Origin of the sequence: Burkholderia sp. BE12 (genome assembly GCF_002959955.1) — a bacterium.
In the GTDB taxonomy this organism is placed as follows: Bacteria; Pseudomonadota; Gammaproteobacteria; order Burkholderiales; family Burkholderiaceae; genus Burkholderia.
The window spans coordinates 78,876-101,780 of sequence record NZ_PREY01000007.1 but is presented as its reverse complement, the minus strand read 5'-3'; the positions used below and the strand labels follow the sequence as shown (position 1 = coordinate 101,780).

At 68.3% G+C, this 22,905-nt stretch carries 19 protein-coding genes; 6 read left to right on the top strand and 13 right to left on the bottom strand.

Features of this window, described 5'->3' with window-relative positions; all coding sequences use genetic code 11:
• The first annotated feature begins 128 nt into the window (after window positions 1-128).
• From C4B30_RS09740 to waaA, 4 genes are all read left to right on the top strand, one after another.
• A complete protein-coding gene (locus tag C4B30_RS09740) occupies window positions 129-1,523 on the top strand; it encodes a phosphomannomutase/phosphoglucomutase (protein WP_027783734.1) in 1,395 nt (464 codons plus the stop codon).
• A 175-nt stretch (window positions 1,524-1,698) separates the two neighbouring features.
• Complete coding sequence (waaC, locus tag C4B30_RS09735; protein WP_105132489.1) at window positions 1,699-2,694, top strand: lipopolysaccharide heptosyltransferase I; 996 nt, start codon at window positions 1,699-1,701, stop codon at window positions 2,692-2,694.
• A gap of 23 nt (window positions 2,695-2,717) precedes the next feature.
• The gene (locus tag C4B30_RS09730) at window positions 2,718-3,602 is read left to right on the top strand and encodes a Kdo hydroxylase family protein (protein WP_027783736.1); all 885 of its coding nucleotides are present in this window, start codon (window positions 2,718-2,720) and stop codon (window positions 3,600-3,602) included.
• Window positions 3,603-3,639: 37 nt separating this feature from the next.
• Window positions 3,640-4,998 carry a lipid IV(A) 3-deoxy-D-manno-octulosonic acid transferase gene (gene waaA, locus C4B30_RS09725; RefSeq protein WP_105132488.1) on the top strand — a complete coding sequence of 453 codons (1,359 nt, stop codon included), beginning with the start codon at window positions 3,640-3,642 and terminating at the stop codon, window positions 4,996-4,998.
• 82 nt (window positions 4,999-5,080) lie between these two features.
• Here the strand turns inward: waaA and ureG are convergent, their stop codons facing one another.
• The 7 genes from ureG to C4B30_RS09690 all read right to left on the bottom strand — a co-directional run bounded on the left by ureG (window position 5,081) and on the right by C4B30_RS09690 (window position 10,509).
• Window positions 5,081-5,728: an urease accessory protein UreG gene (gene ureG / locus C4B30_RS09720; RefSeq protein WP_105132487.1), complete on the bottom strand. Its 648-nt coding sequence runs from the start codon at window positions 5,726-5,728 to the stop codon at window positions 5,081-5,083.
• A gap of 16 nt (window positions 5,729-5,744) precedes the next feature.
• Window positions 5,745-6,425, bottom strand: coding sequence for an urease accessory protein UreF (locus C4B30_RS09715; RefSeq protein WP_105132564.1), 681 nt, complete (start codon window positions 6,423-6,425; stop codon window positions 5,745-5,747).
• On the bottom strand, window positions 6,412-7,017 hold the full coding sequence (ureE, locus tag C4B30_RS09710; RefSeq protein WP_105132486.1) for an urease accessory protein UreE: 606 nt from the start codon (window positions 7,015-7,017) through the stop codon (window positions 6,412-6,414). Before ureE ends, C4B30_RS09715 begins: the two co-directional genes overlap by 14 nt.
• A gap of 18 nt (window positions 7,018-7,035) precedes the next feature.
• Window positions 7,036-8,742 carry an urease subunit alpha gene (ureC, locus tag C4B30_RS09705; RefSeq protein WP_105132485.1) on the bottom strand — a complete coding sequence of 569 codons (1,707 nt, stop codon included), beginning with the start codon at window positions 8,740-8,742 and terminating at the stop codon, window positions 7,036-7,038.
• 38 nt (window positions 8,743-8,780) lie between these two features.
• The gene (locus C4B30_RS09700; protein ID WP_027783742.1) at window positions 8,781-9,086 is read right to left on the bottom strand and encodes an urease subunit beta; all 306 of its coding nucleotides are present in this window, start codon (window positions 9,084-9,086) and stop codon (window positions 8,781-8,783) included.
• An 8-nt stretch (window positions 9,087-9,094) separates the two neighbouring features.
• The gene (ureA, locus tag C4B30_RS09695) at window positions 9,095-9,397 is read right to left on the bottom strand and encodes an urease subunit gamma (protein ID WP_006406310.1); all 303 of its coding nucleotides are present in this window, start codon (window positions 9,395-9,397) and stop codon (window positions 9,095-9,097) included.
• 236 nt (window positions 9,398-9,633) lie between these two features.
• Complete coding sequence (locus C4B30_RS09690) at window positions 9,634-10,509, bottom strand: urease accessory protein UreD (RefSeq protein WP_105132484.1); 876 nt, start codon at window positions 10,507-10,509, stop codon at window positions 9,634-9,636.
• Between the two features lie 412 nt (window positions 10,510-10,921).
• On the opposite strand from C4B30_RS09690, the gene C4B30_RS09685 reads away from it, so the two are divergent.
• Both C4B30_RS09685 and C4B30_RS09680 read left to right on the top strand, forming a co-directional pair.
• Window positions 10,922-12,601, top strand: a complete 1,680-nt coding sequence (locus tag C4B30_RS09685) for a ShlB/FhaC/HecB family hemolysin secretion/activation protein (protein WP_325047922.1) — start codon at window positions 10,922-10,924, stop codon at window positions 12,599-12,601.
• The gene (locus C4B30_RS09680; protein WP_325047921.1) at window positions 12,520-16,152 is read left to right on the top strand and encodes a GLUG motif-containing protein; all 3,633 of its coding nucleotides are present in this window, start codon (window positions 12,520-12,522) and stop codon (window positions 16,150-16,152) included. The genes C4B30_RS09685 and C4B30_RS09680 overlap by 82 nt, the downstream gene beginning before the upstream one ends.
• A gap of 267 nt (window positions 16,153-16,419) precedes the next feature.
• Here the strand turns inward: C4B30_RS09680 and urtE are convergent, their stop codons facing one another.
• The 6 genes from urtE to C4B30_RS09650 all read right to left on the bottom strand — a co-directional run bounded on the left by urtE (window position 16,420) and on the right by C4B30_RS09650 (window position 22,903).
• The gene (gene urtE, locus C4B30_RS09675) at window positions 16,420-17,112 is read right to left on the bottom strand and encodes an urea ABC transporter ATP-binding subunit UrtE (protein WP_105132482.1); all 693 of its coding nucleotides are present in this window, start codon (window positions 17,110-17,112) and stop codon (window positions 16,420-16,422) included.
• A 4-nt stretch (window positions 17,113-17,116) separates the two neighbouring features.
• Complete coding sequence (urtD, locus tag C4B30_RS09670) at window positions 17,117-17,974, bottom strand: urea ABC transporter ATP-binding protein UrtD (protein WP_105132481.1); 858 nt, start codon at window positions 17,972-17,974, stop codon at window positions 17,117-17,119.
• Window positions 17,971-19,158, bottom strand: coding sequence for an urea ABC transporter permease subunit UrtC (gene urtC / locus C4B30_RS09665; RefSeq protein ID WP_105132480.1), 1,188 nt, complete (start codon window positions 19,156-19,158; stop codon window positions 17,971-17,973). Before urtC ends, urtD begins: the two co-directional genes overlap by 4 nt.
• Before the next feature lies 1 nt (window position 19,159).
• Entirely contained in the window at window positions 19,160-20,779 is a 1,620-nt protein-coding gene (gene urtB, locus C4B30_RS09660) for an urea ABC transporter permease subunit UrtB (protein WP_105132479.1), read from the bottom strand.
• A gap of 147 nt (window positions 20,780-20,926) precedes the next feature.
• The gene (gene urtA / locus C4B30_RS09655) at window positions 20,927-22,234 is read right to left on the bottom strand and encodes an urea ABC transporter substrate-binding protein (protein WP_089499750.1); all 1,308 of its coding nucleotides are present in this window, start codon (window positions 22,232-22,234) and stop codon (window positions 20,927-20,929) included.
• Between the two features lie 345 nt (window positions 22,235-22,579).
• Complete coding sequence (locus tag C4B30_RS09650; RefSeq protein ID WP_006476692.1) at window positions 22,580-22,903, bottom strand: rhodanese-like domain-containing protein; 324 nt, start codon at window positions 22,901-22,903, stop codon at window positions 22,580-22,582.
• Window positions 22,904-22,905 lie beyond the last annotated feature (2 nt).

Below are 22,905 nucleotides of genomic sequence, written 5' to 3'. Positions count from 1 at the left end.
GGATCGCGGCCGCTCCAGCCGTTGCTCGCCGTGTTGTGCCGGCAGGCAAGTATCATGCACGGCGCCCGCGAGCGGTGGCCGCGCAAGCCAGACAATTTTCCATGCACGCAACCGAGAGAAGAGAATCGATGATCTCCCAATCCATCTTCAAGGCATATGACATTCGTGGCGTGGTCGGCAAGACACTCGACGTCGACACGGCGCGCGGCATCGGCCGGGCATTCGGCAGCGAAGTGCGTGCGCAGGGCGGCGACGCGGTCGTCGTCGCGCGCGACGGTCGCCTGTCCGGGCCGGAACTGGTCGGCGCGCTGGCCGACGGCCTGCGTGCGGCCGGTGTCGACGTCGTCGACGTCGGCATGGTGCCGACGCCGGTCGGTTATTTCGCGGCGAACGTACCGCTGGCGCTGAAGGGCGGCGAGCGCCGCGTCGATTCGTGCATCGTCGTCACGGGCAGCCACAACCCGCCCGACTACAACGGCTTCAAGATGGTGCTGCGCGGCGCCGCGATCTACGGCGAGCAGATCCAGGCGCTGTACCGCCGCATCGTCGACGAGCGGTTCGAGACGGGCAGCGGCACGTTTGAAGAAATCGACGTTGCGGATCAATACATCGCACGCATCGTCGGCGACGTGAAGCTCGCACGGCCGCTGAAGCTCGTGGTCGACGCCGGCAACGGCGTCGCGGGCCCGCTCGCGACGCGCCTGTTCAAGGCGCTCGGCTGCGAACTCGTCGAGCGCTTCACCGACATCGACGGCACGTTCCCGAACCACCACCCCGATCCCGCTCACCCGGAAAACCTCCAGGACGTGATCCAGGCGCTGAAGGACACCGATGCGGAGCTCGGCTTCGCGTTCGACGGCGACGGCGATCGCCTGGGCGTCGTCACGAAGGACGGCCAGATCATCTATCCGGACCGCCAGCTGATGCTGTTCGCGGAAGAAGTGCTGTCGCGCAACCCGGGCGCCCAGATCATCTACGACGTGAAGTGCACGCGCCATCTAGCGCAGTGGGTGAAGTCGAAAGGCGGCGAGCCGCTGATGTGGAAGACGGGCCACTCGCTCGTGAAGGCGAAGCTGCGCGAGACCGGTGCGCCGCTCGCCGGCGAAATGAGCGGCCACGTGTTCTTCAAGGATCGCTGGTACGGCTTCGACGACGGCCTGTACACCGGCGCACGGCTGCTCGAGATCCTCGCGAAGACGGCCGATCCGAGCGCACTGCTCAACGGCCTGCCGGACGCGATGAGCACGCCCGAACTGCAGCTCTGGCTCGACGAAGGCGAGAATTTCCGCCTGATCGACAAGCTTCAGAAAGAGGCGAAGTTCGACGGCGCCGAGGAAGTCGTGACGATCGACGGCCTGCGTGTCGAGTATCCGGACGGCTTCGGCCTCGCACGTTCGTCGAACACGACGCCGGTCGTCGTGATGCGTTTCGAGGCCGAGACGCAGGAAGGGCTCAAGCGCATCCAGGAAGACTTCCGCCGCGTGCTGACGGCCGCGAAGCCGGACGTCAAGCTGCCGTTCTGAGCGCCGGCGGCCGGTGGGCCGCCAACGGTGCGACGGCCGATACACCGGTCGCGCCATCCCCGAAAAGCGGCGCGCGCCTCAGGCGCGCGGCCGCTTTTTGTCTGTCCGGCCCTCCGGGCGGGATAAAATCCCTCCTTTATGTCTGTCGCCGGCTCCCAGCCGGCGTTTTTTCAGCGTGCAAAAGATCCTGATCGTGCGCGTGTCGTCGCTGGGCGACGTCGTGCACAACATGCCGGTGGTCGCAGATATCCGGCGCCGCCACCCCGATGCGCAGATCGACTGGCTCGTCGAGGAAAGCTTCGTCGACCTCGTGCGGCTCGTCGACGGCGTGCGCAACGTGCTGCCGTTCTCGCTGCGCCGCTGGCGCAAGAAGCCGTTCTCGGGCGCGACGTGGCGCGAAATCCGCGCATTCCGTCGGCGCCTCGCGGCCGAGCAGTACGACCTCGTGATCGACTGCCAGGGCCTCATCAAGACGGCGTGGGTCGCGAGCTGGGCGCGCGGCCCGCTCGTCGGGCTCGGCAACCGCACCGACGGCGCCGGCTACGAATGGCCGGTGCGTTTCTTCTACCGCAAGCGTGTGCCGATCGCGCCGCGCACGCACGTGGTCGAGCGCTCGCGCCAGCTCGTCGCGGCCGCGCTGGACGACCCGGCGCCGACCCCGGCCGATCCGGTCGAATTCGGCCTCGACACGCGTGCGGCGGCGCTCGCGGTGGCCGCGCTCGGCCTGAACCTGCCGGTGCCGTACGTCGTGTTCGTCCATGCGACGTCGCGCGCCGACAAGCAGTGGCCGGACGCCGCCTGGATCGAGCTCGGCCAGGCGCTCGTGCGGCGCGGTGCGTCGCTCGTGCTGCCGTGGGGCAACGATGCGGAACGGGCGACCAGCGAGCGGCTCGCGAAGGAATTCGGCGCGGCGGCGATCGTGCCGCCGAAGCTGTCGTTGCCGGCCGTGGTCGGGCTGATCGATGGCGCGGCCGCGACGGTGGGGGTTGATACAGGTCTGGTTCACATCGCGGCCGCACTGAAGCGTCCGACGATCGAACTGTACAATTTCGCGACGGCCTGGCGGACCGGCGGCTACTGGTCGCCGAACGTCGTCAATCTCGGCACGGCGGGGCAGCCCCCGTCGATCGCGCAGGTGAAGTCGGCGCTCGCGGGCTTCGGTCTCCTGTAACGCTGTCCACACGCGAACCGATCATGAGCGAATCCCAGATCATCGAAGTCCCGTCCGCCGACTGGAGCGGACACAACCTGTCGGCGCCGCGCGAGCAGTTGCTGGCCGCGGTCGAGGAAGGCAAGGTGCTGTATTTTCCGCACCTGCGCTTCGCGATCGAAGGCGGCGAGGAAGCGCTGCTCGATCCGGCGCTCGCCGATCCGAAACGCAAGAACATCAGCCTCGCGCCGAACGGCGGCGCGCTCGCCGGCGTGCTCGGCGACAGCGTCACGCAATCGGCCGTGCGCGCGCTGGTCGCGCGCTTCCAGCAGCAGGCCGGCACGCTCGTCGACGGCCTCTTTCCCGAATACCGCGGCAAGCTGCGCGTCGCGCCGACGAGCCTGCGGCTGATGCAGGTCGAGACGCGCCAGACGTCGTGGCGCAAGGACGACAGCCGGCTGCACGTCGACGCGTTCCCGTCGCGGCCGAACTACGGCGAGCGCATCCTGCGCGTGTTCACGAACGTGAATCCGGCCGGCGTGCCGCGCGTGTGGCGTGTCGGCGAGCCGTTCGAGGACGTCGCAAAGCGTTTCCTGCCGACGATCCGGCCGCAGTTCCCGGGCTCGGCGTGGCTGCTGAACCTGCTGCACGTGACGAAATCGCCGCGCAGCGCGTACGACCACCTGATGCTGAACCTGCACGACGGGATGAAGGCCGATCTCGACTACCAGAAGACTTGTCCACAGCAAACGATGCCGTTTCCGCCGGGCAGCGTGTGGATATGTTTCTCGGATCAGACTTCGCACGCTGTGATGTCCGGCCAGTTCATGCTCGAGCAGACCTTCTTCCTGCCGGTCGATGCGATGGTTCGCCGCGAATGCGCGCCGCTCGGCATTCTCGAACGCCTGACGGGCAGGGCGCTGGTTTGAGCGCGCATCTGCTTCGACGCAACCTCCGGGCGGCCGCATGCTGAGGGCGATCTATCGCGCGCTGTGGTGGCTCGTCGCGCCGGCCGCTGTCATCCGGCTCTACGTGCGCTCGCGCAAGGAGCGCGGCTATCGCGAGCATATCGGCGAGCGCTTCGGTCACGTCGCGGGCCGCTCGCGCGACGACCGCGCGCCGCTGATCTGGGTGCATGCGGTGTCGGTCGGCGAGACGCGTGCCGCGCAGCCGCTGATCGATGCGCTGCTGCGCGCGCGCCCCGATGCGCGCATCCTGCTCACGCACATGACGCCGAGCGGCCGTGCGACCGGCGAACAGATCTTCGGCGATCGCGTGCTGCGCTGCTACCTGCCGTACGACATGCCGGGCGCGGTGCGGCGCTTCCTGCACGCATGGCGGCCGACGCTCGGCCTCGTGATGGAAACCGAGGTGTGGCCGACGCTGATCGACGAGTGCCGCCGCGCGGACGTGCCGCTCGTGCTGACCAATGCGCGGATGTCCGCGCGTTCGTTCCGGCGCGCGGCGAAGTTCGGCGCGGCGACGCGCGACGTGTTCGGCGGCTTCTCGCGCGTGCTCGCGCAGAGCCCGGCCGATGCGGAGCGGCTGACCACGCTCGGCGCACGCAACGTGACCGTGCTCGGCAACCTGAAGTTCGACATGACGACGCCGCCGGAACTCGCGGCGCGCGGCCATGCGTGGCGCGATGCGATCGGCGCGCGGCCGGTGTGGGTCGCCGCCAGCACGCGCGAGAACGAAGAGGCGCTGGTGCTGCAGGCGTTCGCGGAAATGCGCACGCCCGGCGCGCTGCTGGTGCTCGTGCCGCGTCATCCGCAGCGCTTCGCCGAAGTCGAGGCGCTCGTCGCGCGCGGCGGGCTCAAGTGCGTGCGACGCTCCGTCTGGGCCGCCGATGCGGCCGCGCTCGCGGCGGGCCGCCCGGCCGCCGAGCCGCTGCCGGACGACGTGACGGTGTTGCTCGGCGATTCGATGGGCGAACTCGGCGCGTACTACGCGGCGGCCGATATCGCGTTCATCGGCGGCAGCTTGCTGCCGCTCGGCGGGCAGAACCTGATCGAGGCATGCGCGGTCGGCGTGCCGGTGCTGATCGGGCCGCACGTGTTCAACTTCACGCAGGCGACCGCCGATGCGGTCGCGGCAGGTGCCGCGATGCAGGTCGAGGATCCGCTCGATCTCGCGCACGTGCTCGACGCGCTGTTCGCCGACAAGGCGCGGCGCATCGCGATGGGCGCGGCCGGTGCGGCCTTCGCGTCGCGTCACCGCGGCGCGACCGCGCGCACGGTCGACGTGCTCGCCGCGCTGCTGCCGCCCGCCGAGGCCGGCGCGCGTGCGTTGCCGGACGTGCCGGACGCCGCCGACGACGCATAGACGGGACGGGCGGCGCGATGCCGCCCGCAACACGCGCGGCGGCGTCGCAGGGCGCCGCCACGCCGCTTACACCCTCACACCCTCACACCGTCAGCAGGCCCTTCTTCTCGATGAATGCGATCACGTCCGCGACGCCGTCGAGCGCCTTCAGGTTCGTCATCACGTAAGGCCGTTCGCCGCGCATCTTCTTCGTATCGGACGCCATCACGTCGAGGTTCGCGCCGACCAGCGGCGCGAGGTCGGTCTTGTTGATCACGAGCAGGTCGGACTTCGTGATGCCGGGGCCGCCCTTGCGCGGAATCTTCTCGCCGCCGGCGACGTCGATCACGTAGATCGTCAGGTCCGACAGCTCGGGGCTGAAGGTCGCCGCGAGATTGTCGCCGCCGGACTCGATGAACACGATGTCGGCATCGGGAAAGCGCGCGAGCATCCGGTCGACGGCTTCGAGGTTGATCGACGCATCCTCGCGGATCGCCGTGTGCGGGCAGCCGCCCGTCTCGACACCCATGATGCGTTCCTCGGGCAGCGCGCCCGCGACTGTCAGCAGCCGCTGGTCTTCCTTCGTATAGATGTCGTTCGTGATCGCGACGAGGTCGTACCGGTCGCGCATCGCCTTGCACAGCATTTCGAGCAGCGTGGTCTTGCCGGAGCCGACGGGGCCGCCGATGCCGACGCGCAGCGGCGGCAGTTTCTTCGTGCGGTGGGCGGAGGAGAGGGCAGGTGCGTTCATGGTCTGGCGATGAGGTTCAGGAGCGGAACAACCGCGAATACTGGGTTTCGTGCCGCGCGGACAGGATGCCGAGCTGCGGCGCGAACGTGTTGACGGCGTCGGGCGGTGTCGCGAGCGCGCGGCGTACGGCGGCGTCGATCGCGCCGCGCAGCGCGACGATGATGCGTTGCCCGGCGAGCTGGCCGAGCGGCACGGCCTTCAGCGCGGCGGACGTCTGGTTCTCGACCCAGCCGAATGCGTACGCGGCAAGCACCGCATCGGCGCTCGCGTCGTGCGTGGCGGCCGCATACGCGAACGCGGTCGGCAGCGCGACCGGCGATAGCGACGCGAGCGTCGCGCGGCGCGCGGCGTCGCCCCATTCGAGCGACGCGCAGAGTTGCGCGAGCGACCAGCCCATCTGTTCGGTTTCGCGGCGCAGTTCGGCCGATTCCCGGCTCGCGACGAACCAGGCGTTTTCCACGGCGAGCGCGTGCGTGTCGTGCGTCTGCCAGCGGGCGAGCTGGTGCGCGAGGAACGGCAATTCGCCGTGCGCGAGCACGTCGGTCAGGCCGCTGGCGATCCAGTCGCGCGCGGAATCGGCGTCGCGGATCAGGTTCGCGTCGAGCGCGGCTTCGAGGCCCTGCGAATAGCTGTACGCGCCGATCGGCAGCGCGGGCGACGCGAGGTGCAGCAGCGCGACGAGTTCAGTGGTGGTCATGGCCGTGGCCGTGCGTGCATCCGGGACCATGCTGATGATCGTGATCGTGATCGTGATCGTGCGAATGCGAATGCCCGTGGTGTTCGCCGAACACCTGCTGCGCGAGCGCGTAGTCCTCGGCGAACGTCGCGTCGTGCCCGTGCTTGTGGCCGCCGCCGTACGCGCCGGCTTCCGGCTGGAACGGCGTGCGTGCTTCTTCGACCTGCGTGCCGAGCCGGCGCAGCATGTCCGCGAGCACCGGATCGGCCTCGAGCTTCAGGTAGCCGTCGCCGATCTCGACCGGCGTGTGGCGGTTGCCGAGATGGTACGCGGCGCGCATCAGCGTGAGCGGGTCGGCCGCGCGCACGAGCAGCACGGTTTCCGGCGCCGCGGCGATGCGCACGAGCGCGCCGTCGTCGGCGACGAGCACGTCGCCGTCGCGCAGCACGGTGCCGCGCGGCAGCAGGACCGCGACGTCCTCGCCGGTGTCGAGCGTCGCCGCGAGGCGGCTCTTGCAGCGGGCGTCATAGGCGAGCGTGAGCGTCGGCGCGCGGGCGACGAGCGACGCGGCGAGTTTCACGTTCGGGGCAATGCGTTTGTCGAGGGTGCGCATGAAACGAAGGATTCCGAATCAGAACAGGAAGTAGCGCTGCGCCATCGGCAGCACCGTTGCCGGTTCGCAGGTGAGCAACTGACCGTCGGCGATCACGTCGTAGGTTTCCGGATCGACGCTGATCGACGGACGCCATGCGTTGTGGATCATGTCGGCTTTCGTCACGTTGCGGCAGTTGCGCACGGGCACGATTTGCTTCGAGAGGCCGTAGCGTTGCGCGATGCCCGCATCGGCCGCCATCTGCGACACGAAGGTCAGCGACGTGCGCGCGAGCGCACCGCCGCGCGTCGCGAACATCTCGCGATAGTGAACCGGCTGCGGCGTCGGGATCGATGCGTTCGGGTCGCCCATCTGCGCGATGGCGATCATCCCGCCCTTCAGGATCATCGACGGCTTGATCCCGAAGAACGCCGGTTCCCACAGCACGAGGTCGGCCCACTTGCCGGGCTCGATCGAGCCGACTTCGTGCGCGATGCCGTGCGTGAGCGCCGGGTTGATCGTGTACTTCGCGACGTAGCGCTTCGCTCGGAAGTTGTCGTTGCGCGCACCGTCTTCCGGCAGTGCGCCGCGCTGCACCTTCATCTTGTGCGCGGTCTGCCACGTGCGGATGATCACTTCGCCGACGCGGCCCATCGCCTGCGAATCCGACGACAGCATCGACAGCGCGCCGAGATCGTGCAGGATGTCCTCGGCCGCGATCGTCTCGCGGCGGATGCGCGATTCGGCGAACGCGAGATCCTCGGCGATCGACGGATCGAGGTGATGGCACACCATCAGCATGTCGAGGTGCTCGTCGAGCGTGTTGATCGTGTACGGGCGCGTCGGGTTGGTCGACGACGGCAGCACGTTCGCCTCGCCGCACACCTTCAGGATGTCGGGTGCATGGCCGCCGCCCGCGCCTTCGGTGTGGTACGTGTGGATCGTGCGGCCCTTGAACGCGGCGACCGTCGATTCGACGAAACCGGCTTCGTTCAGCGTGTCGGTGTGGATCGCGACCTGCGTATCGGTGTCGTCCGCCACGGAAAGACAGTTGTCGATCGCGGCGGGCGTCGTGCCCCAGTCCTCGTGCAGCTTCAGCCCGATCGCGCCGGCCGCGATCTGCTCGACGAGCGGCTGCGGCAGGCTCGCATTGCCCTTGCCGAGAAAGCCGAGGTTGATCGGCCAGCCGTCCGCGGCCTGCAGCATCCGCTCCATGTGCCACGGGCCCGGCGTGCAGGTCGTCGCGTTGGTGCCGGTGGCCGGCCCCGTGCCGCCGCCGAGCATCGTCGTGACGCCCGATGCGAGCGCCTCGTCGATCTGCTGCGGGCTGATGAAGTGGATGTGCGTATCGATGCCGCCCGCCGTCACGATCAGCCCTTCGCCGGCGATCACTTCGGTCGCAGCGCCGATCGCGATCGTCACGCCCGGTTGAATGTCCGGGTTGCCGGCCTTGCCGATCGCGGCGATGCGGCCGTGCTTGATCGCGATGTCGGCCTTCACGATGCCCCAGTGATCGAGGATCACCGCGTTCGTGATCACCGTGTCGGGCACCTCGGCAGACACACGCTGCGACTGGCCCATCCCGTCGCGAATCACTTTCCCGCCGCCGAATTTCACTTCCTCGCCGTAGGTCGTGAAGTCGCGCTCGATCTCGATCAGCAGTTCGGTATCGGCGAGCCGGACGCGGTCGCCCGTCGTCGGCCCGAACATTTCCGCGTACGCGCGGCGGCTCAAGCGTAGTGTCATGTCGTGCTGTTCCTGAAGAGACGGACGTGAGGCGTCGCTCAGAGCGGCCCCATCACCTTGCCCTGAAAACCGTAGACGGCGCGCTCGCCCGCGAGGGCGACGAGCTCGACGGTGCGCGTCTGGCCCGGCTCGAAGCGCACGGCCGTGCCGGCCGCGATGTTGAGCCTGAAGCCGCGCGCGGCCGCGCGGTCGAACGACAGTGCGTCGTTGACTTCGAAGAAGTGGTAATGCGAGCCGACCTGCACCGGGCGGTCGCCGGTGTTCGCGACGACGAGCGTCACTGTTTCGCGGCCCGCGTTCAATTCGTGCTCGCCGTCGTCGGTGAGGATTTCGCCGGGGATCATGCGTGGCCTCACGGAATCGGGTGGTGGACGGTCACAAGCTTCGTGCCGTCGGGGAAGGTCGCTTCGACCTGGATGTCGGGAATCATCTCCGGCACGCCGTCCATCACGTCGTCGCGCGTGAGCAGCGTCGTGCCGTAGTGCATCACCTCGGCAACCGTCTTGCCGTCGCGCGCGGCTTCCATCAGCGCGGCGGTGATGAACGCGACCGCCTCCGGATAGTTGAGCTTCAGGCCACGCGCGCGACGGCGCTCGGCCAGCAGCGCCGCCGTGAAGATCAGCAGCTTGTCCTTTTCTCGGGGAGTCAGTTTCATGAAGGCAAACGTTCAGGAAAACGTAATTTTTATCGGTGCACCCGTAACCGGGCGGATGCGCGGGTCATCGTAGCACCACGCTGTTTGGCGCGCGCCGTGTATCGATTATGTAAGCAGCAAGGCGCGTGCCATGTGCATGGAATGCGGCGCGATGCGCGTTCGTGGTGCGCGATGCATGGATAACGTGCGGCGCCCGATGGGGGAGTGCGCCGAAACGGTGCGCGGCGCGAGCGTGCTCAGGTTTGCCAGAGGCGCAGCGGCCGTGCGTCGACGCCGTGCACGATCGGCCGCAACTGCAGCCAGCAGTCGGTGAAGTGGCGCTGCAGCGCTTCCATCGATGTCGACAGCGCACGCACGAGCACGACGCCGGGCGTCACGCAGGTCGCGCCCGCGCGCAGCGTGTCGTCGAAAGGCATCCGCGCGGCGAGCGATTCGGCGAGCGCGGCGTCGCATGCGGCGCCGGCGGCCCACAGCGTGCCGTAGGCGGGAAAGCCGGCGAGGCCCTGCAGCGCGCCGCGCAGCGGATCGGGTGCGTCGAGCCGCGCGCGTTCGGTCCAAAGCGGCCGGCCGTCGGCATCGACGAGCGCGGCGGTCGATACGATACGGCCCGCCGACCAGGTTTCGCCGGCCGCTTGCCGGCCGAGCTGTGTCGCGTCCCAGCCGATCGCGCTCGCGCCCGCGCCGAGCGTCACCGTGAAGTCGAGTGACGCATGCGCCGAGTCGAAGAACAGGTTGTTCTGCGGCAGCCAGTCGAGCTTCGCGTTGCGGCCGAGCGCGATGCCGATGCGCTGCGTCGCATCGAGGCCGTTCGACTTGTACCACTTGGTCGCGCCGGGCGTCGTCAGCACCGCGTGCGTGCCGTCGCCGAGCGCGATGTCGATGTCGAGCCGGTCGCCACCCGCGACGCCGCCCGGCGGGTGGACGATTACCGCATGGCAGATCGCGTCGCCTTCCGGGTACAGCGGCCGCTGCACGCGCAGCGGGCCATCGTGCAGCCGGTGTGCGAGTGTCGTGCGCGGGCCGTGCCGCTCGAAGCCGAGTTCGAGGCGGCCGCGCCACGACTTGGCGACGGCGGGACGGGCGAGCGAAACGTGCGAATCGTGAGCGGACATCGAAGGCGAACGGGAAGCGGAGCGACCCCAATGCTACAGGATGCGGCAGGCCGCCGGGCGTGCGCCGATTTCACTGTCGTTGTGGATCGCGACGAGTTCGTTCCTGACACGTCTCATGATCGACCCACCCGGTTTGCATGCCGCAAACGAATAAATCCGACAAATCTGACGAAAGGCGAGTCGCCGTTAGTACTCGTTCAATTTTCAGGATCGGAAGCATTTCGTAATATTCCACGCAGTTCGAAATAACTGACCGGGAAACGATTCACCGCGTCAGAGGCAAACATCGGGGTGGGATATTCGCTTTGTTCATGCAGTCCGTACGACGTTTGTTGCACGCGAGTTATCCACGAATGTCGAGCCGCCGCGACGCGAGCGATTCTCAGATTCCACCGACTGCCGGCAAGCGCGCATGAAACGGAAAGCAGTGCGCGCGCCACGATCGACGATGCATTACGCGAGCCTGCTCAGCATCGTCATGTTGCTCTGCGGCCCCGTTCACGCTCAGATGCCCAACGCCGGGCAATCGATGCGCGATATCGAGACGGTCCATCCCACGCTGCCCGACACACCTCGGCCCGATATCGCGCTTCCCCCGCAGGAAGCCTCAGGCACAGTGGCGGCCGACCCGGGCCTGCGCGTACCCGTTCGTCATTTCGAACTGGAAGGCAATGCCGTCTTCGCCACGGCACAACTTCGCACGCTGCTCACCGACCTCGTCGGCCGCGACCTCGGCTTTGACGAACTCCAGCAAGCGGCCGGCCGGATCACTGCCTATTACCGTTCGCACGGCTATGTGCTTGCCCGCGCGTACCTGCCGCGCCAGGACATCGAACATGGCACGGTTCGCATCGCCGTCGTGGAGGGCCGCTACGGGCAGGTCGAACTGCACAACCGCTCGCGCGTACTCGACGGCGTGCTGCATCAGCCGCTCGGCTCGCTGCAGCCGGGCGGCGTGGTGCGCGGCGCGGATCTCGAACGCAGCCTGACCCTGCTCGACGAACTGCCCGGCGCCGCTGCAAAAGGCACGTTGCGCGCGGGCGCCGAACCGGGCACGACCGATCTCGTGATCGACGTGGAACGCGGGCCGCTCGCAACCGGCTCGCTCGAACTCGACAACTTCGGCGATCCGCTCACCGGTCGATATCGCGCGACGGGCAGCATCGATGTCAACTCGCCGTTGCGGCTCGGCGATCAGTTCGCGCTGCGCGGCCTGACGAGCAACGCGAACCAGCGCTATTACCGCGCCGCCTATCAGGTGCCGGTCGGACCCGCGTCGACGCGGATCGGCGTCGCCTACTCGGCGATGACGTACCGGCTCGGCCGGGAGCTTCGGGCGATCGGCTACCACGGTCGCGCCACCGTGCAGAGCGCATTCGTGACGCAGCCGCTGCTGCGCGGCCGGCGTGCCCGCGTCACCGCGCAAATCCTCTACGAAAACAAGCGCCTCCACGACGACTACGGATCATTCGGCGTCCTGAGCGACAAGCACGTCGGCCTGTGGACCTTGAGCCTCAGCGGCAACAGCGAGGACGGGTGGTTCGGCGGCGGTCGCAACGCCTTCTCGGCGACGCTCGGCGTCGGTCGGCTGCGCGGAAACGATCCGCTCGACATGAACGCGTTCGCGAAGACGCACGGCAGCTTCAGCCGATTGAACCTGAGCGCGCTGCGCCTGCAGGCGCTCGGGCAGCGGCTGCAGTTCTACACCCGATTCAGCGCGCAACTCGCATCGCGCAATCTCGACGCATCGGAGAAGTTCAGCCTCGGCGGCCCGTACGGCGTACGCGCGTATGCGCTCGGCGCAGGCAGCGGCGACCAAGGCTGGCAGGCCAGCGCGGAGCTTCGCTATCTCGCCGCGCCAGGCTGGCAGGTCAGTACGTTCGTCGATACGGGACGCATACAGCGCAACAAGCAGCCATGGGAACGTGAATTCAACACGTTGCAACTGTCGGCGGCAGGGCTCGGCTTGAACTGGTACGGCACGAGCCGGCAGCTCAGCGTGACCGCCGCGTGGCCGCTGGGCAATGCCGAACAAGTCGCGACCGTCACCCGTTCGCCGAGCGTCTGGCTGCAGGCGACCCAATATTTCTGAGCAGTGGGTCGGACTGCCCGTCGTTGACGGAGCAGGGCAGTTCGGCAAGGGGTGCAATTCCCGCCCCGACCGCATGCGCACGTCGTGCATGCGGATCGCTTCAAGCAGTTGAATCAACTCAACCACGAGGAACAACAACGATGAACAAGACCTATGCACTGGTGTGGAATCACACCCAGGGAACCTGGACCGCGGTCGGGGAAACCGCGCGCCGGCATGGCAAATCAGGCGGCAAGCGCATCGCCGCGGCCGCCGTTTTGCTGCTCGGCTGCGCCGCGCTCCCCGCCTTCGCGCTCCCGACGGGCGCCGAGATCGCCGCCGGCAAGGCCGACATCGCGCAGTCCGGCGACGGCCGCACCGTGACCATCAATCAGCATACCGACAAGCTCATCACCAACTGGCAGGACTTCAGCGTCGCCGGCGGCGAGCGCGTCACGTTCGCCCAGCCCAATGCGATGTCGATCGCCCTCAACCGCGTGATCGGTAACCGGGGCAGCCAGATCGACGGCCAGATCAGCGCCAACGGCCGGGTGTTCCTGGTCAACCCGAACGGCGTCCTGTTCGGCGCCGGCTCGCAGGTCAACGTCGGCGGCCTCGTCGCGTCGACGCAGGGCCTCTCCGATGCCAACTTCCTCGCCGGTAATTACCGATTCGCCGGCACGTCGGGGCAGTCCGTCGCCAACGACGGCACCATCGTCGCCGCCGATGGCGGCAGCGTCGCGCTGCTCGGTGCGCGCGTCTCCAACAACGGCGTGATTCAGGCCAGGCTCGGCAATGTCGCGCTCGTGGCCGGCAACGCAGTCAGCGTCAACTTCGACGGCAACGGTCTGTTGAGCGTGCAGGTCGACGGTGGCGCCGTCGACGCGCAGGTGCGCAACGGCGGTCTGCTGAAGGCCGACGGCGGCGAAGTGCTGATGAGCGCCCGTGCAGCCGGCGACCTGCTCGGCGCCGTGGTCAACAACACCGGCACGATCGAGGCGCGCGGCCTGAGCGGGCACGGCGGCAGGATCACGCTCGACGGCGGCGCCGTGAACGTCGGCGGCCGGCTCGACGCCAGCGCGGCCGAAGGCGGCGCGCCAGCCGGCACGGTGACGACCCGCGGTGAACGCGTGGACGTGGCCGACGGCGTGCAAGTCGATACGCGTTCGGGGAATGCCGCGGGCAAGTGGACTATCGAGGCCGCCAACGCCGGCGTGAACGGCGCGAATGTCGCCGGCCGGTCGATCGGCGCGGACACGCTGTCGCGCAGCCTTGGCACGACGAGTGTCGAGCTCGCCAACACGCAGGGCGACCTGATGGTCGGCGGCCCCGTATCGTGGACGAGCGACAACGCGCTCGTGCTTGCGTCGCGCAAGGGCAACGTCAATCTGCAGCAGGCGCTTTCGGCTACCGGCGAGAAGGCGAGCCTGCGCGTCGACGCGGCGAACGGGATCAACGTGAACGATGCCGTCAAGCTCACCGGCCGCGACGCGCATCTCGAGCTGAACGCGAAGAACGGCCACACGCTCGGGAGCGACAAGGCCGTGGTGACGCTGTCGGGCGACAGCGCGTCGTACCGTTCGAACGGCGAAGACTACCAGGTGCTGCATACGCTCGACGGCCTGCGCAAGATCGACACGAACCTGAACGGCCGCTACGTACTCGGCAACGCGATCGACGGCGGGAACGCCAGCTTCCGCAGCATCGGTGGCGGCAATGGGTTCGCCGGCGTGTTCGACGGTCTCGGCAACACCCTCAGCCGGTTGAATATCAGCAATCCCGGCCAGGGCCCGGTCGGTCTCTTCGCGGCCAACAGTGGCCGCATCGCCAACGTCACGCTGCAAGGCATCCGCGCGGCGGCGACTGCGTCCGCCACGGCGCCCCTCTCCATTGGCGCGCTGGCCGGTGTCAACTTTGGCACGATTTCGAACGTGAACGCCCGGGACGTCGTCGTCGCGGGTCAGGGCGTCTCGTATGTCGGCGGCCTGGTCGGCTCGAACATCAGCGGCACGATCGATCGCGCACGCGTGAGCGGGCGTGTCGAAGGCGATCGCGGGACGCGCGCGCTCGGCGGTCTGGTCGGCGAGAACGTCACGGCGATCTGGCCGAAGTCGCAGGCAGCGAAGATCGCCAACAGCCACGCCGACGTTCGGGTGGTTGCCGCCCTCGATGGCGCCGCGGGCGGTCTTGTCGGCGTCAATGCAGGCGCGATCGAGTATTCGTCGAACGCGGGCAGCGTCGTCGCGAACGGCGACAAGGCGCTGGTTGGCGGTCTCGCTGGTCTGAACACGCGCGGCGGCACGATCGTCGGCTCGTCGTCGTCCGCCAGCGTGACGGCGCGTCAGAACGCGGTCGCGGGCGGGCTTGTCGGCCTGAATGACGCCACGATCGCGCAATCGCGCGCGACGGGCGCGGTCACGGTCGGCGACAAGGGCATCGCGGGCGGCCTCGTCGGCGTCAACAATGCCAACGTCGATGCGTCGAGCGCCGACGGCGTCGTCGTCGCGGGCGTGTCCGGCCAGGTGGGCGGTCTCGCCGGCTTGAACCGGGGAAGCATCGCGGCTTCGGTGGCGAACGGCAACGTGAAGGCGGGCGCGTCGAGCTGGGCGGGTGGCCTCGTCGGCTTCAACGAGGACAAGGGCGCCATCAGCGCGTCGACTGCGGCAGGCACCGTGGTAGCCGCCGCGAACAGCGCGGCGGGCGGCCTCGTCGGCCGGAACCTCGGCACCATCGAGGCCTCGACGGCGAGCGGCGACGTGACGGTGACGGGCAAGGGAACGCTCGGCGGCCTCGTCGGCGAGAACGGCGGTTCCATCCACGCATCGACGGCCGAAGGCCACGTGAAGGCATCGGACGAAAGCACCGCGGGCGGCCTGGCGGGCGTCAATAGCGGCGTCGTTACCGCGTCCGCCGCGTCGGGCAACGTCGATGCCGGCAACAGAAGCGCCGCAGGCGGTCTCGTCGGCACCAACTTCGCGAGCGTCAAGAGTTCGAGCGCGGACGGCAACGTACGGGCGGGCTCGGGCAGCCGCGTCGGCGGCCTGATCGGGCTCAATACCGGAACCGTTGTGGCGTCGGCGGCGGACGGCAAGGTGACGGCCGGCAACCTGTCCGATGCGGGCGGCCTCATCGGCTACAACCAGTCCGGGCGCATCGCGCAGTCGAGCGCGTCGGGCGACGTGCAAGCCGGTGACAACAGCCAGGTCGGCGGCCTCATCGGCACCCTGATGGGCAGCGTCGACGGGTCCAGCGCCACCGGCTCGGTCAATGGCGGAGCAATGAGTCGCGTCGGCGGCCTGGTCGGCTCCAACGGCGGCAATATCGTGGCGTCGTCTTCGAGCGGCACCGTCTCCGGTGGCCGCGACGCCGATTTGGGCGGGTTGGTCGGCGGGAACTTCGGTTACGTCTCCCGTTCGGCGACGAGCAGCCGCATCGCATTCGTGAACGGCTACGGTCAGCGTTACGGCGCGCTCGCTGCTCTGAACTTCAGGAGCCTGATCGGCAATAGCGCAAGCGGGAGCGGCGCAGGGGTTCCGCTTGTCGGCTCCAACCTCGGTATCGTGAAGAACTGAGCGACGAGGGTCGTGGAAGCCGGCGTTATCCGAACGGGTGACCGTCCGGCTTCCGCAATGCATCACGGGTAGTTTGTCTATTGCCCGCGTCCGATGGCCGGCGGCTCGACGCCGGCCATCGGGCCATGCAGCATATCGATTGTCCGGCGCCGTGACGGCGAGCGTCGTCGTTTCGTCGATGGCGCGGAGCGGCGGGATGCGGTGGATCGCCGGACATGCATCGCGCGATGCGGCCGCGTGACTGGCGAAGACGGGCGAGGCCCCGTGTCACACCGCGATCAACTCGCGCACGCCGTTCGCTTCCATGTCGAGCGCATCGCCCCCCGCAACGATTTCGCCCCGGCTCATCACCCAGTACCGATCCGCGATCGAGCGCGCGAAATCGTAATACTGCTCGACGAGCAGCACCGTCATCTTCGATTCGTCGACGAGTTGCCGCAGCGTGCGGCCGATGTCCTGGATGATCGACGGCTGGATGCCTTCGGTCGGCTCGTCGAGGATCAGCAACTGCGGCTCGCTCATCAACGCACGGCCGATCGCGAGCTGCTGCTGCTGGCCGCCCGACAGGTCGCCGCCGCGGCGCGCGCGCATGTCCTTCAGCACCGGGAACAGGTCGTAGATACGGTCGGGCACCTTCGACGGCGCCTTGCGGCTCGCCGCGCCGACGAGCAGGTTCTCCTCGACGGTCAGCCGCGGAAAGATGTCGCGGCCCTGCGGCACGTACGCGAGCCCGGCCGCGACACGCGCATACGGCGGCAGTGCGCCGAGCGCGGTGCCGCGCCACGACACGCTGCCGCTCTTCGCGGCGACGACGCCCATCAGGCAGCGCAGCAGCGTGCTCTTGCCGACGCCGTTGCGGCCGAGCAGCACGGTGAGCTTGCCGTCGTCGGCGGAAAGGTTCACGTTGCGCAGGATATGGCTGCCGCCGTAGTACTGGTTCAGCGCTTCGATTTTCAGCATTGCATCATCGTCCGAGGTAAGACTCGATCACCGCGTCGTCGCGCTTGACCTGGTCGAGCGTGCCGTGCGCGAGCACCGCGCCTTCGGCCATCACCGTCACGCGGCCCGTGTCGCCCGCGAGCGCCGCGACGAATTCCATGTCGTGCTCGACGACCATCATCGAGCAGGTGCCACGCAGCGTGTTCAGCAGCTCGGCGAGTTCCATCGTCTCGTGGTCGGTCATCCCGGCCGCCGGCTCGTCGAGCAGCAGCAGCGCGGGGCGCTGCATCAGCAGCATGCCGATTTCGAGCCGCTGCTTCTGCCCGTGCGACAGCTCGCCGGCCGCGCGATACGCGTGGCTTTCGAGGCCGATCAGCGCGAGCGTCTCCTCGATCTTCGCCTGCGCGGTGCGGTCGAGCCGCGCGAGCAGCGACGCGAGCCAGCCCTTGTCGGTCTGCATCGCGAGTTCGAGGTTTTCCCACACCGGATGCTGTTCGAATACGGTCGGCTTCTGAAACTTGCGGCCGATGCCCGCACGCGCGATCTCGGGCTCGCTCATCCGCGCGAGGTCGATCGTCTGGCCGAGAAACACGTTGCCCGCATCGGGCCGCGTCTTGCCGGTGATCACGTCCATCATCGTCGTCTTGCCCGCGCCGTTCGGGCCGATCACGCAGCGCAGCTCGCCCGCGTCGATCGCGAGCGACAGCTTCTTCAGCGCGCGAAAGCCGTCGAAGCTCACCTCGATATCCTCGAGATAGAGGATCGTGCCGTGCGACGTGTCGATACCGGGCGGCACGACGCGACCCATCGAAGCCGTGCCGCTGACGGCGAGCAATTCGTCTTCCGGCGGCGGCGTGAACTGGTAGAGAGCCGTTCCGTTCATGTACGTTTCCCCTTCGCGAGCACGGTTTCGACGAGGCCCATGATTCCGCGCGGCAGCAGCAGCGGCACGAGCACGAAGATCAGGCCGAGGAAGAACAGCCAGTATTCGGCGAAATACGCGGTGAAGAAACTCTTCGCGCCGTTCACCGCGAACGCGCCGACGATCGGTCCGATCAGCGTGCCGCGGCCGCCCACCGCGACCCAGATCGCCATTTCGATCGAGTTGCCCGGCGACATCTCGCCGGGATTGATGATGCCGACCTGCGGCACGTACAGCGCGCCGGCGATGCCGCACAGCACGGCCGACACGGTCCACACGAACAGCTTGTACGCGAGCGGGCTGTAGCCGAGGAACATCAGCCGCGTCTCGCCGTCGCGCACCGCGGTCACCACGCGCCCGAGCTTGCTCGTGACGATCGCGCGCGCGGCGATGAACGCGAGCACGAGCGTTGCGAACGTCAGCAGCAACAGCACCGTGCGCGTGCCCGGCGACGTGATCGCGAAGCCGGCGATGCGCTTGAAATCGGTGAAGCCGTTGTTGCCGCCGAAGCCCGTCTCGTTGCGATAGAACAGCAGCATCGCGGCGAACGTCAGCGCCTGCGTGATGATCGACAGGTACACGCCTTTCACGCGCGAGCGGAACGTGAAGAAGCCGAACACCCACGCGAGCACGGCCGGCACGAGCACGACGAGCGCGAGCGCCCACGCGAGATGCTGCGTGCCGCTCCAGTACCACGGCAACTGGTGCCAGTCGAGAAACACCATGAAATCGGGCAGGTCACTGCCGTATTTGCCGTCGCGGCCGATCTCGCGCATCAGGTACATGCCGATCGCATAGCCGCCGAGCGCGAAGAACAATCCGTGGCCGAGGCTCAGGATGCCGCAGTAGCCCCACACGAGATCGAGCGCGAGCGCGGCGATCGCGTAGCACATCAGCTTGCCGGCAAGCGTCATCGTGTACGCGGACAGATGGAACGCGCTGGCTTCCGGCGCGACGAGCGCGGCGAGCGGCACGCCGATGCCGATCGCCACGCACAGCGCGACGAGCGCGAGCCACGCGCGGCGCGACAGCAGCGCAGGGCGGGGCGGCAGGCCGAGCGCGAAGCCGTCGACCGCGCGCACGCCGGCAGCGGGCTTCGACGTATCGGCGACCGGGTTCGAGATCGAATCGGTGAATGAAGTCACGTCAAGCCTCCGCGCTGCGGCCCTTCGGGGCGAACATGCCCTGCGGGCGTTTCTGGATGAACAGCACGATCATCACGAGCACCGCGATCTTCGCGAGCACGGCGCCCCAGAACGGTTCGATCGCCTTGCTCGCGAGGCCGAGGCCGAAGCCGCCGAGCACGGTGCCGGCAATCTGCCCGACGCCGCCGAGCACGACCGCCATGAACGAATCGATGATGTAGTTCTGGCCGAGATCGGGGCCCACGTTGCCGATCTGCGACAGCGCGCAGCCGCCGAGGCCCGCGATGCCCGCGCCGAATGCGAACGCATACGCATCGACGCGTGCGGTCTTCACGCCGACGCAGGCGGCCATCCGGCGGTTCTGCGTGACCGCGCGCACGAACAGGCCGAGCCGCGTCTTCGTCAGCACGGCCCACGCAACGAACACCACGGCGAGCGCGAACGCGAGGATCGCGAGCCGGTTGTACGGCAGGATCAGGCTCTGCATCACCGTCACGCCGCCGCTCATCCACGACGGGTTCACGACCTGCACGTTCTGCGCGCCGAACACCATGCGCGTCGCCTGGATCAGGATCAGGCTCACGCCGAAGGTCGCGAGCAGCGTTTCGAGGGGGCGGCCGTACAGGTGCCGCAGCACGAGCCGCTCGAGCACGATGCCGACGAGCGCGGCCACCGCGAACGAAACGGGCACGGCGACGAGCGGATACCAGTCGAATGCGGCCGGCGCGTAGCGCTGGATCATCGTCTGCACGACATAGGTTGCGTACGCACCGATCATCAGGAATTCGCCGTGCGCCATGTTGATCACGCCGATCAGCCCGTACGTGATCGCGAGGCCGAGCGCGGCGAGCAGCAGCACGCTGCCGAGCGACAGGCCCGCGAACAACGTGCCGACGATTTCCCCGCGGCGCTGCAGTGCGTGGAGCGCGTCGAGTCCTTGTTGCGCGGCGGCGCGCACGCGCGCATCGGGTTCCGCGTAGCTGCCGTCGGCGTTCTTCGCGACGAGCGGGCGCAGTGGTTCGATCATGTCGAGATCGCTGCGGGCGGCCACCACCTGCACGGCTTCGAGACGCTTCGCCGGATCGGCGTCGTGCAGCGCGGCGATCGCCCACAGCGCGTCGAGACGACGTTTCAATGACGGATCGGTTTCCTTGGCGCGGGCGCGGTCGATCATCGGCTTGAGCGCCGGGTCGGGCGATTTCAGCAGCGCGTCGATCGCGTCGCGTCGCGCGGCCACGTCGGGCGACGCGAGCGCGAGGCCCGACAGCGCGCCGGCGATCTTCGTGCGCAGCAGGTTGTTCAGCATTACCGGCTGCGCGTCCCCGGCCGGCGTCGCGGCCTGCGTGAGCGCATCGTGCGCGGTGTCGCCGGCCTGGATCAGCAGGCGGCCGTCGCCGGTCGCGAGCGCATCGCCGCTCGACAGCGCGTTGAGCACCGCAACGGCGCGCGGATCGGTGTCGGCGGCGAGCCGTTCGATCGCGGCGGTCTTCGCGTCGAAGTCGTCGCCGGCGAGCGCGGCGGTATCGGCCGCCGTCAGCGCGAACGCGGCGTGCGGCAGCATGCCCGCGAGGGCGGCGCATGCCGCGATCGCGCGGGCGGCTCGGCGAAAGCGTGTAGGCATCGGGAAGTCCTGTCGGGCGTGGGGAAGCAGATTCGGGCAGTGCTGCACCGGCGCGTGCGGATCGTTACGGCACGCTCGGCCAGGGCGGCGGGTGCATCGGCATGCTTGGCGGCACGTCGCACACGAAGCGCGCCGTGCCGCGGGGCATCAGGCCAGCGCCGCGCGCTGCCGGCGCAGGAACGCCGGGATCGACGTGACGATGTCCGGCTTACTCTGATTGCCCGCGATGAACGGGCTCCACGGCTGCGCGCGCACGGCCGTCTTCGTCTTCCACACGACGTTGAACTGCCCGTCGCCGCGGATCTCGCCGATCATCACCGGCTTGTGCAGGTGATGGTTGCCGTCCATCGCGAGCGTGAAGCCCGACGGCGCGGCCACCGTCTGGCCGATCATCGCGACGCGCACCTTGTCGACGTCGGTGCTCTTCGCTTTCTCGACGGCCTGCTTCCACATGTGGATGCCGACGTAGGTCGCTTCCATCGGATCGTTGGTCACGCGCTTCGCGCCGCCCGGCAGGTTGTTCGCCTTCACCCACGCGGCGAACTGGTCCTTGAATTTCGTGTTGGTCGGGTTCTTCACCGACATGAAGTAGTTCCACGCGGCGAGGTGGCCCACGAGCGGCTTCGTGTCGATCCCGCGCAGCTCTTCCTCGCCGACCGAGAACGCGACGACCGGCACGTCGGTCGCCTTGATCCCCTGGTTGCCCAGCTCCTTGTAGAACGGCACGTTCGAGTCGCCGTTGATCGTCGAGATCACGGTCGTCTTGCCGCCCTGCGAGAAGGTCTTGATGTTCGCGACGATGGTCTGATAATCGCTGTGGCCGAACGGCGTGTAGACCTCCTGAATGTCGGCGTCCTTTACACCCTTCGATTTCAGGAACGCACGCAGGATCTTGTTGGTCGTGCGCGGATACACGTAGTCGGTGCCGAGCAGGAAGAAGCGCTTCGCGCCGCCGCCTTCCGCGCTCATCAGGTACTCGACGGCCGGAATCGCCTGCTGGTTCGGCGCGGCGCCCGTGTAGAACACGTTGCGCGACATTTCCTCGCCTTCGTACTGCACCGGGTAATAGAGCAGTCCGTTCAGTTCCTCGAATACCGGCAGCACGGACTTGCGCGACACCGACGTCCAGCAGCCGAACACGCACGCGACCTTGTCCTGCGTGAGCAGCTGGCGCGCCTTCTCGGCGAACAGCGGCCAGTTCGACGCGGGATCGACCACTACCGGTTCGAGCTTGCGGCCCATCACGCCGCCGCTCTTGTTGATGTCGGCGATCGTCATCAGCGCGGTGTCCTTCAGCGACGTCTCCGAGATGGCCATCGTGCCCGACAGCGAATGCAGGATGCCGACCTTGATCGGGCCGGTGCCCGCATCGGCCGCTTGCGCGAACGGGCTCTTGCCCGCCAGCGCGAGCGCGCCGGCCATCGAACCGAACTTCAACAGACTGCGACGTTTCATCGGGATCCCCTTGTCGTGTTGGATGCGCGTGCGCCGTGGCGGCGCCGGCCATCGTGTAACGCAAGGCATGTGCCAGTCGCGCGGATGCACGCCCGGCGTGCCTGTGCGGGGTGCCGGCGGGCATCGGGGTGGTGCGGATGACGCGCCGTGCAGCATGCGCGGTCCGTTGCGGTGCACACGCGCGGGCGCAAATGGTGCACGGCGGTGCCGCGGCGTCGCAACGCAGGAAACGGGAGGGGAAAAGAGAAACGGGCGCGCAGTGCGCGCCCGTTCGGCGGATCGGTGTGGCCGGCGGCAGGGTGCCGGGCGGCGCAGCGGCGCATGACGCGCCGCCGGGAGTATCGATCAGTAGCGCGGCACGGACGGATCGACGTCGCGCGACCACGCGTCGATCCCGCCTTGCAGGTTGTACAGCTTCGTGAAGCCGCGCGATTCGAGGAACATCGCGACCTGCGCGCTGCGCATCCCGTGATGGCACACGCAGACGATTTCCGCTTCGTCGTCGAGCTCTTCGCTGCGCGCGGGAATCTGCTGCATCGGAATCGCCACGCTGCCGGCGATCTGCGCGGTCGCGATTTCCCACGGCTCGCGCACGTCGAGCACGACCGGTGCGGGGCGCGCCGTGTCGCCGAGCCATTCCGCGAGCATTGCGGGCGTCAGGATCTGCATGG

Excerpts from the sequence above, each read along its gene's own strand:
- C4B30_RS09740 (WP_027783734.1), top strand. The coding sequence starts at position 129 with ATGATCTCCCAATCCATCTTCAAGGCATATGACATTCGTGGCGTGGTC.
- C4B30_RS09730 (WP_027783736.1), top strand. The coding sequence starts at position 2,718 with ATGAGCGAATCCCAGATCATCGAAGTCCCGTCCGCCGACTGGAGCGGA.
- waaA (WP_105132488.1), top strand. The coding sequence starts at position 3,640 with ATGCTGAGGGCGATCTATCGCGCGCTGTGGTGGCTCGTCGCGCCGGCC.
- ureG (WP_105132487.1), bottom strand. The coding sequence starts at position 5,728 with ATGAACGCACCTGCCCTCTCCTCCGCCCACCGCACGAAGAAACTGCCG.
- C4B30_RS09715 (WP_105132564.1), bottom strand. The coding sequence starts at position 6,425 with ATGACCACCACTGAACTCGTCGCGCTGCTGCACCTCGCGTCGCCCGCG.
- ureE (WP_105132486.1), bottom strand. The coding sequence starts at position 7,017 with ATGCGCACCCTCGACAAACGCATTGCCCCGAACGTGAAACTCGCCGCG.
- ureC (WP_105132485.1), bottom strand. The coding sequence starts at position 8,742 with ATGACACTACGCTTGAGCCGCCGCGCGTACGCGGAAATGTTCGGGCCG.
- C4B30_RS09700 (WP_027783742.1), bottom strand. The coding sequence starts at position 9,086 with ATGATCCCCGGCGAAATCCTCACCGACGACGGCGAGCACGAATTGAAC.
- ureA (WP_006406310.1), bottom strand. The coding sequence starts at position 9,397 with ATGAAACTGACTCCCCGAGAAAAGGACAAGCTGCTGATCTTCACGGCG.
- C4B30_RS09690 (WP_105132484.1), bottom strand. The coding sequence starts at position 10,509 with ATGTCCGCTCACGATTCGCACGTTTCGCTCGCCCGTCCCGCCGTCGCC.
- C4B30_RS09685 (WP_325047922.1), top strand. The coding sequence starts at position 10,922 with ATGAAACGGAAAGCAGTGCGCGCGCCACGATCGACGATGCATTACGCG.
- urtE (WP_105132482.1), bottom strand. The coding sequence starts at position 17,112 with ATGCTGAAAATCGAAGCGCTGAACCAGTACTACGGCGGCAGCCATATC.
- urtD (WP_105132481.1), bottom strand. The coding sequence starts at position 17,974 with ATGAACGGAACGGCTCTCTACCAGTTCACGCCGCCGCCGGAAGACGAA.
- urtB (WP_105132479.1), bottom strand. The coding sequence starts at position 20,779 with ATGCCTACACGCTTTCGCCGAGCCGCCCGCGCGATCGCGGCATGCGCC.
- urtA (WP_089499750.1), bottom strand. The coding sequence starts at position 22,234 with ATGAAACGTCGCAGTCTGTTGAAGTTCGGTTCGATGGCCGGCGCGCTC.
- C4B30_RS09650 (WP_006476692.1), bottom strand. The coding sequence starts at position 22,903 with ATGCAGATCCTGACGCCCGCAATGCTCGCGGAATGGCTCGGCGACACG.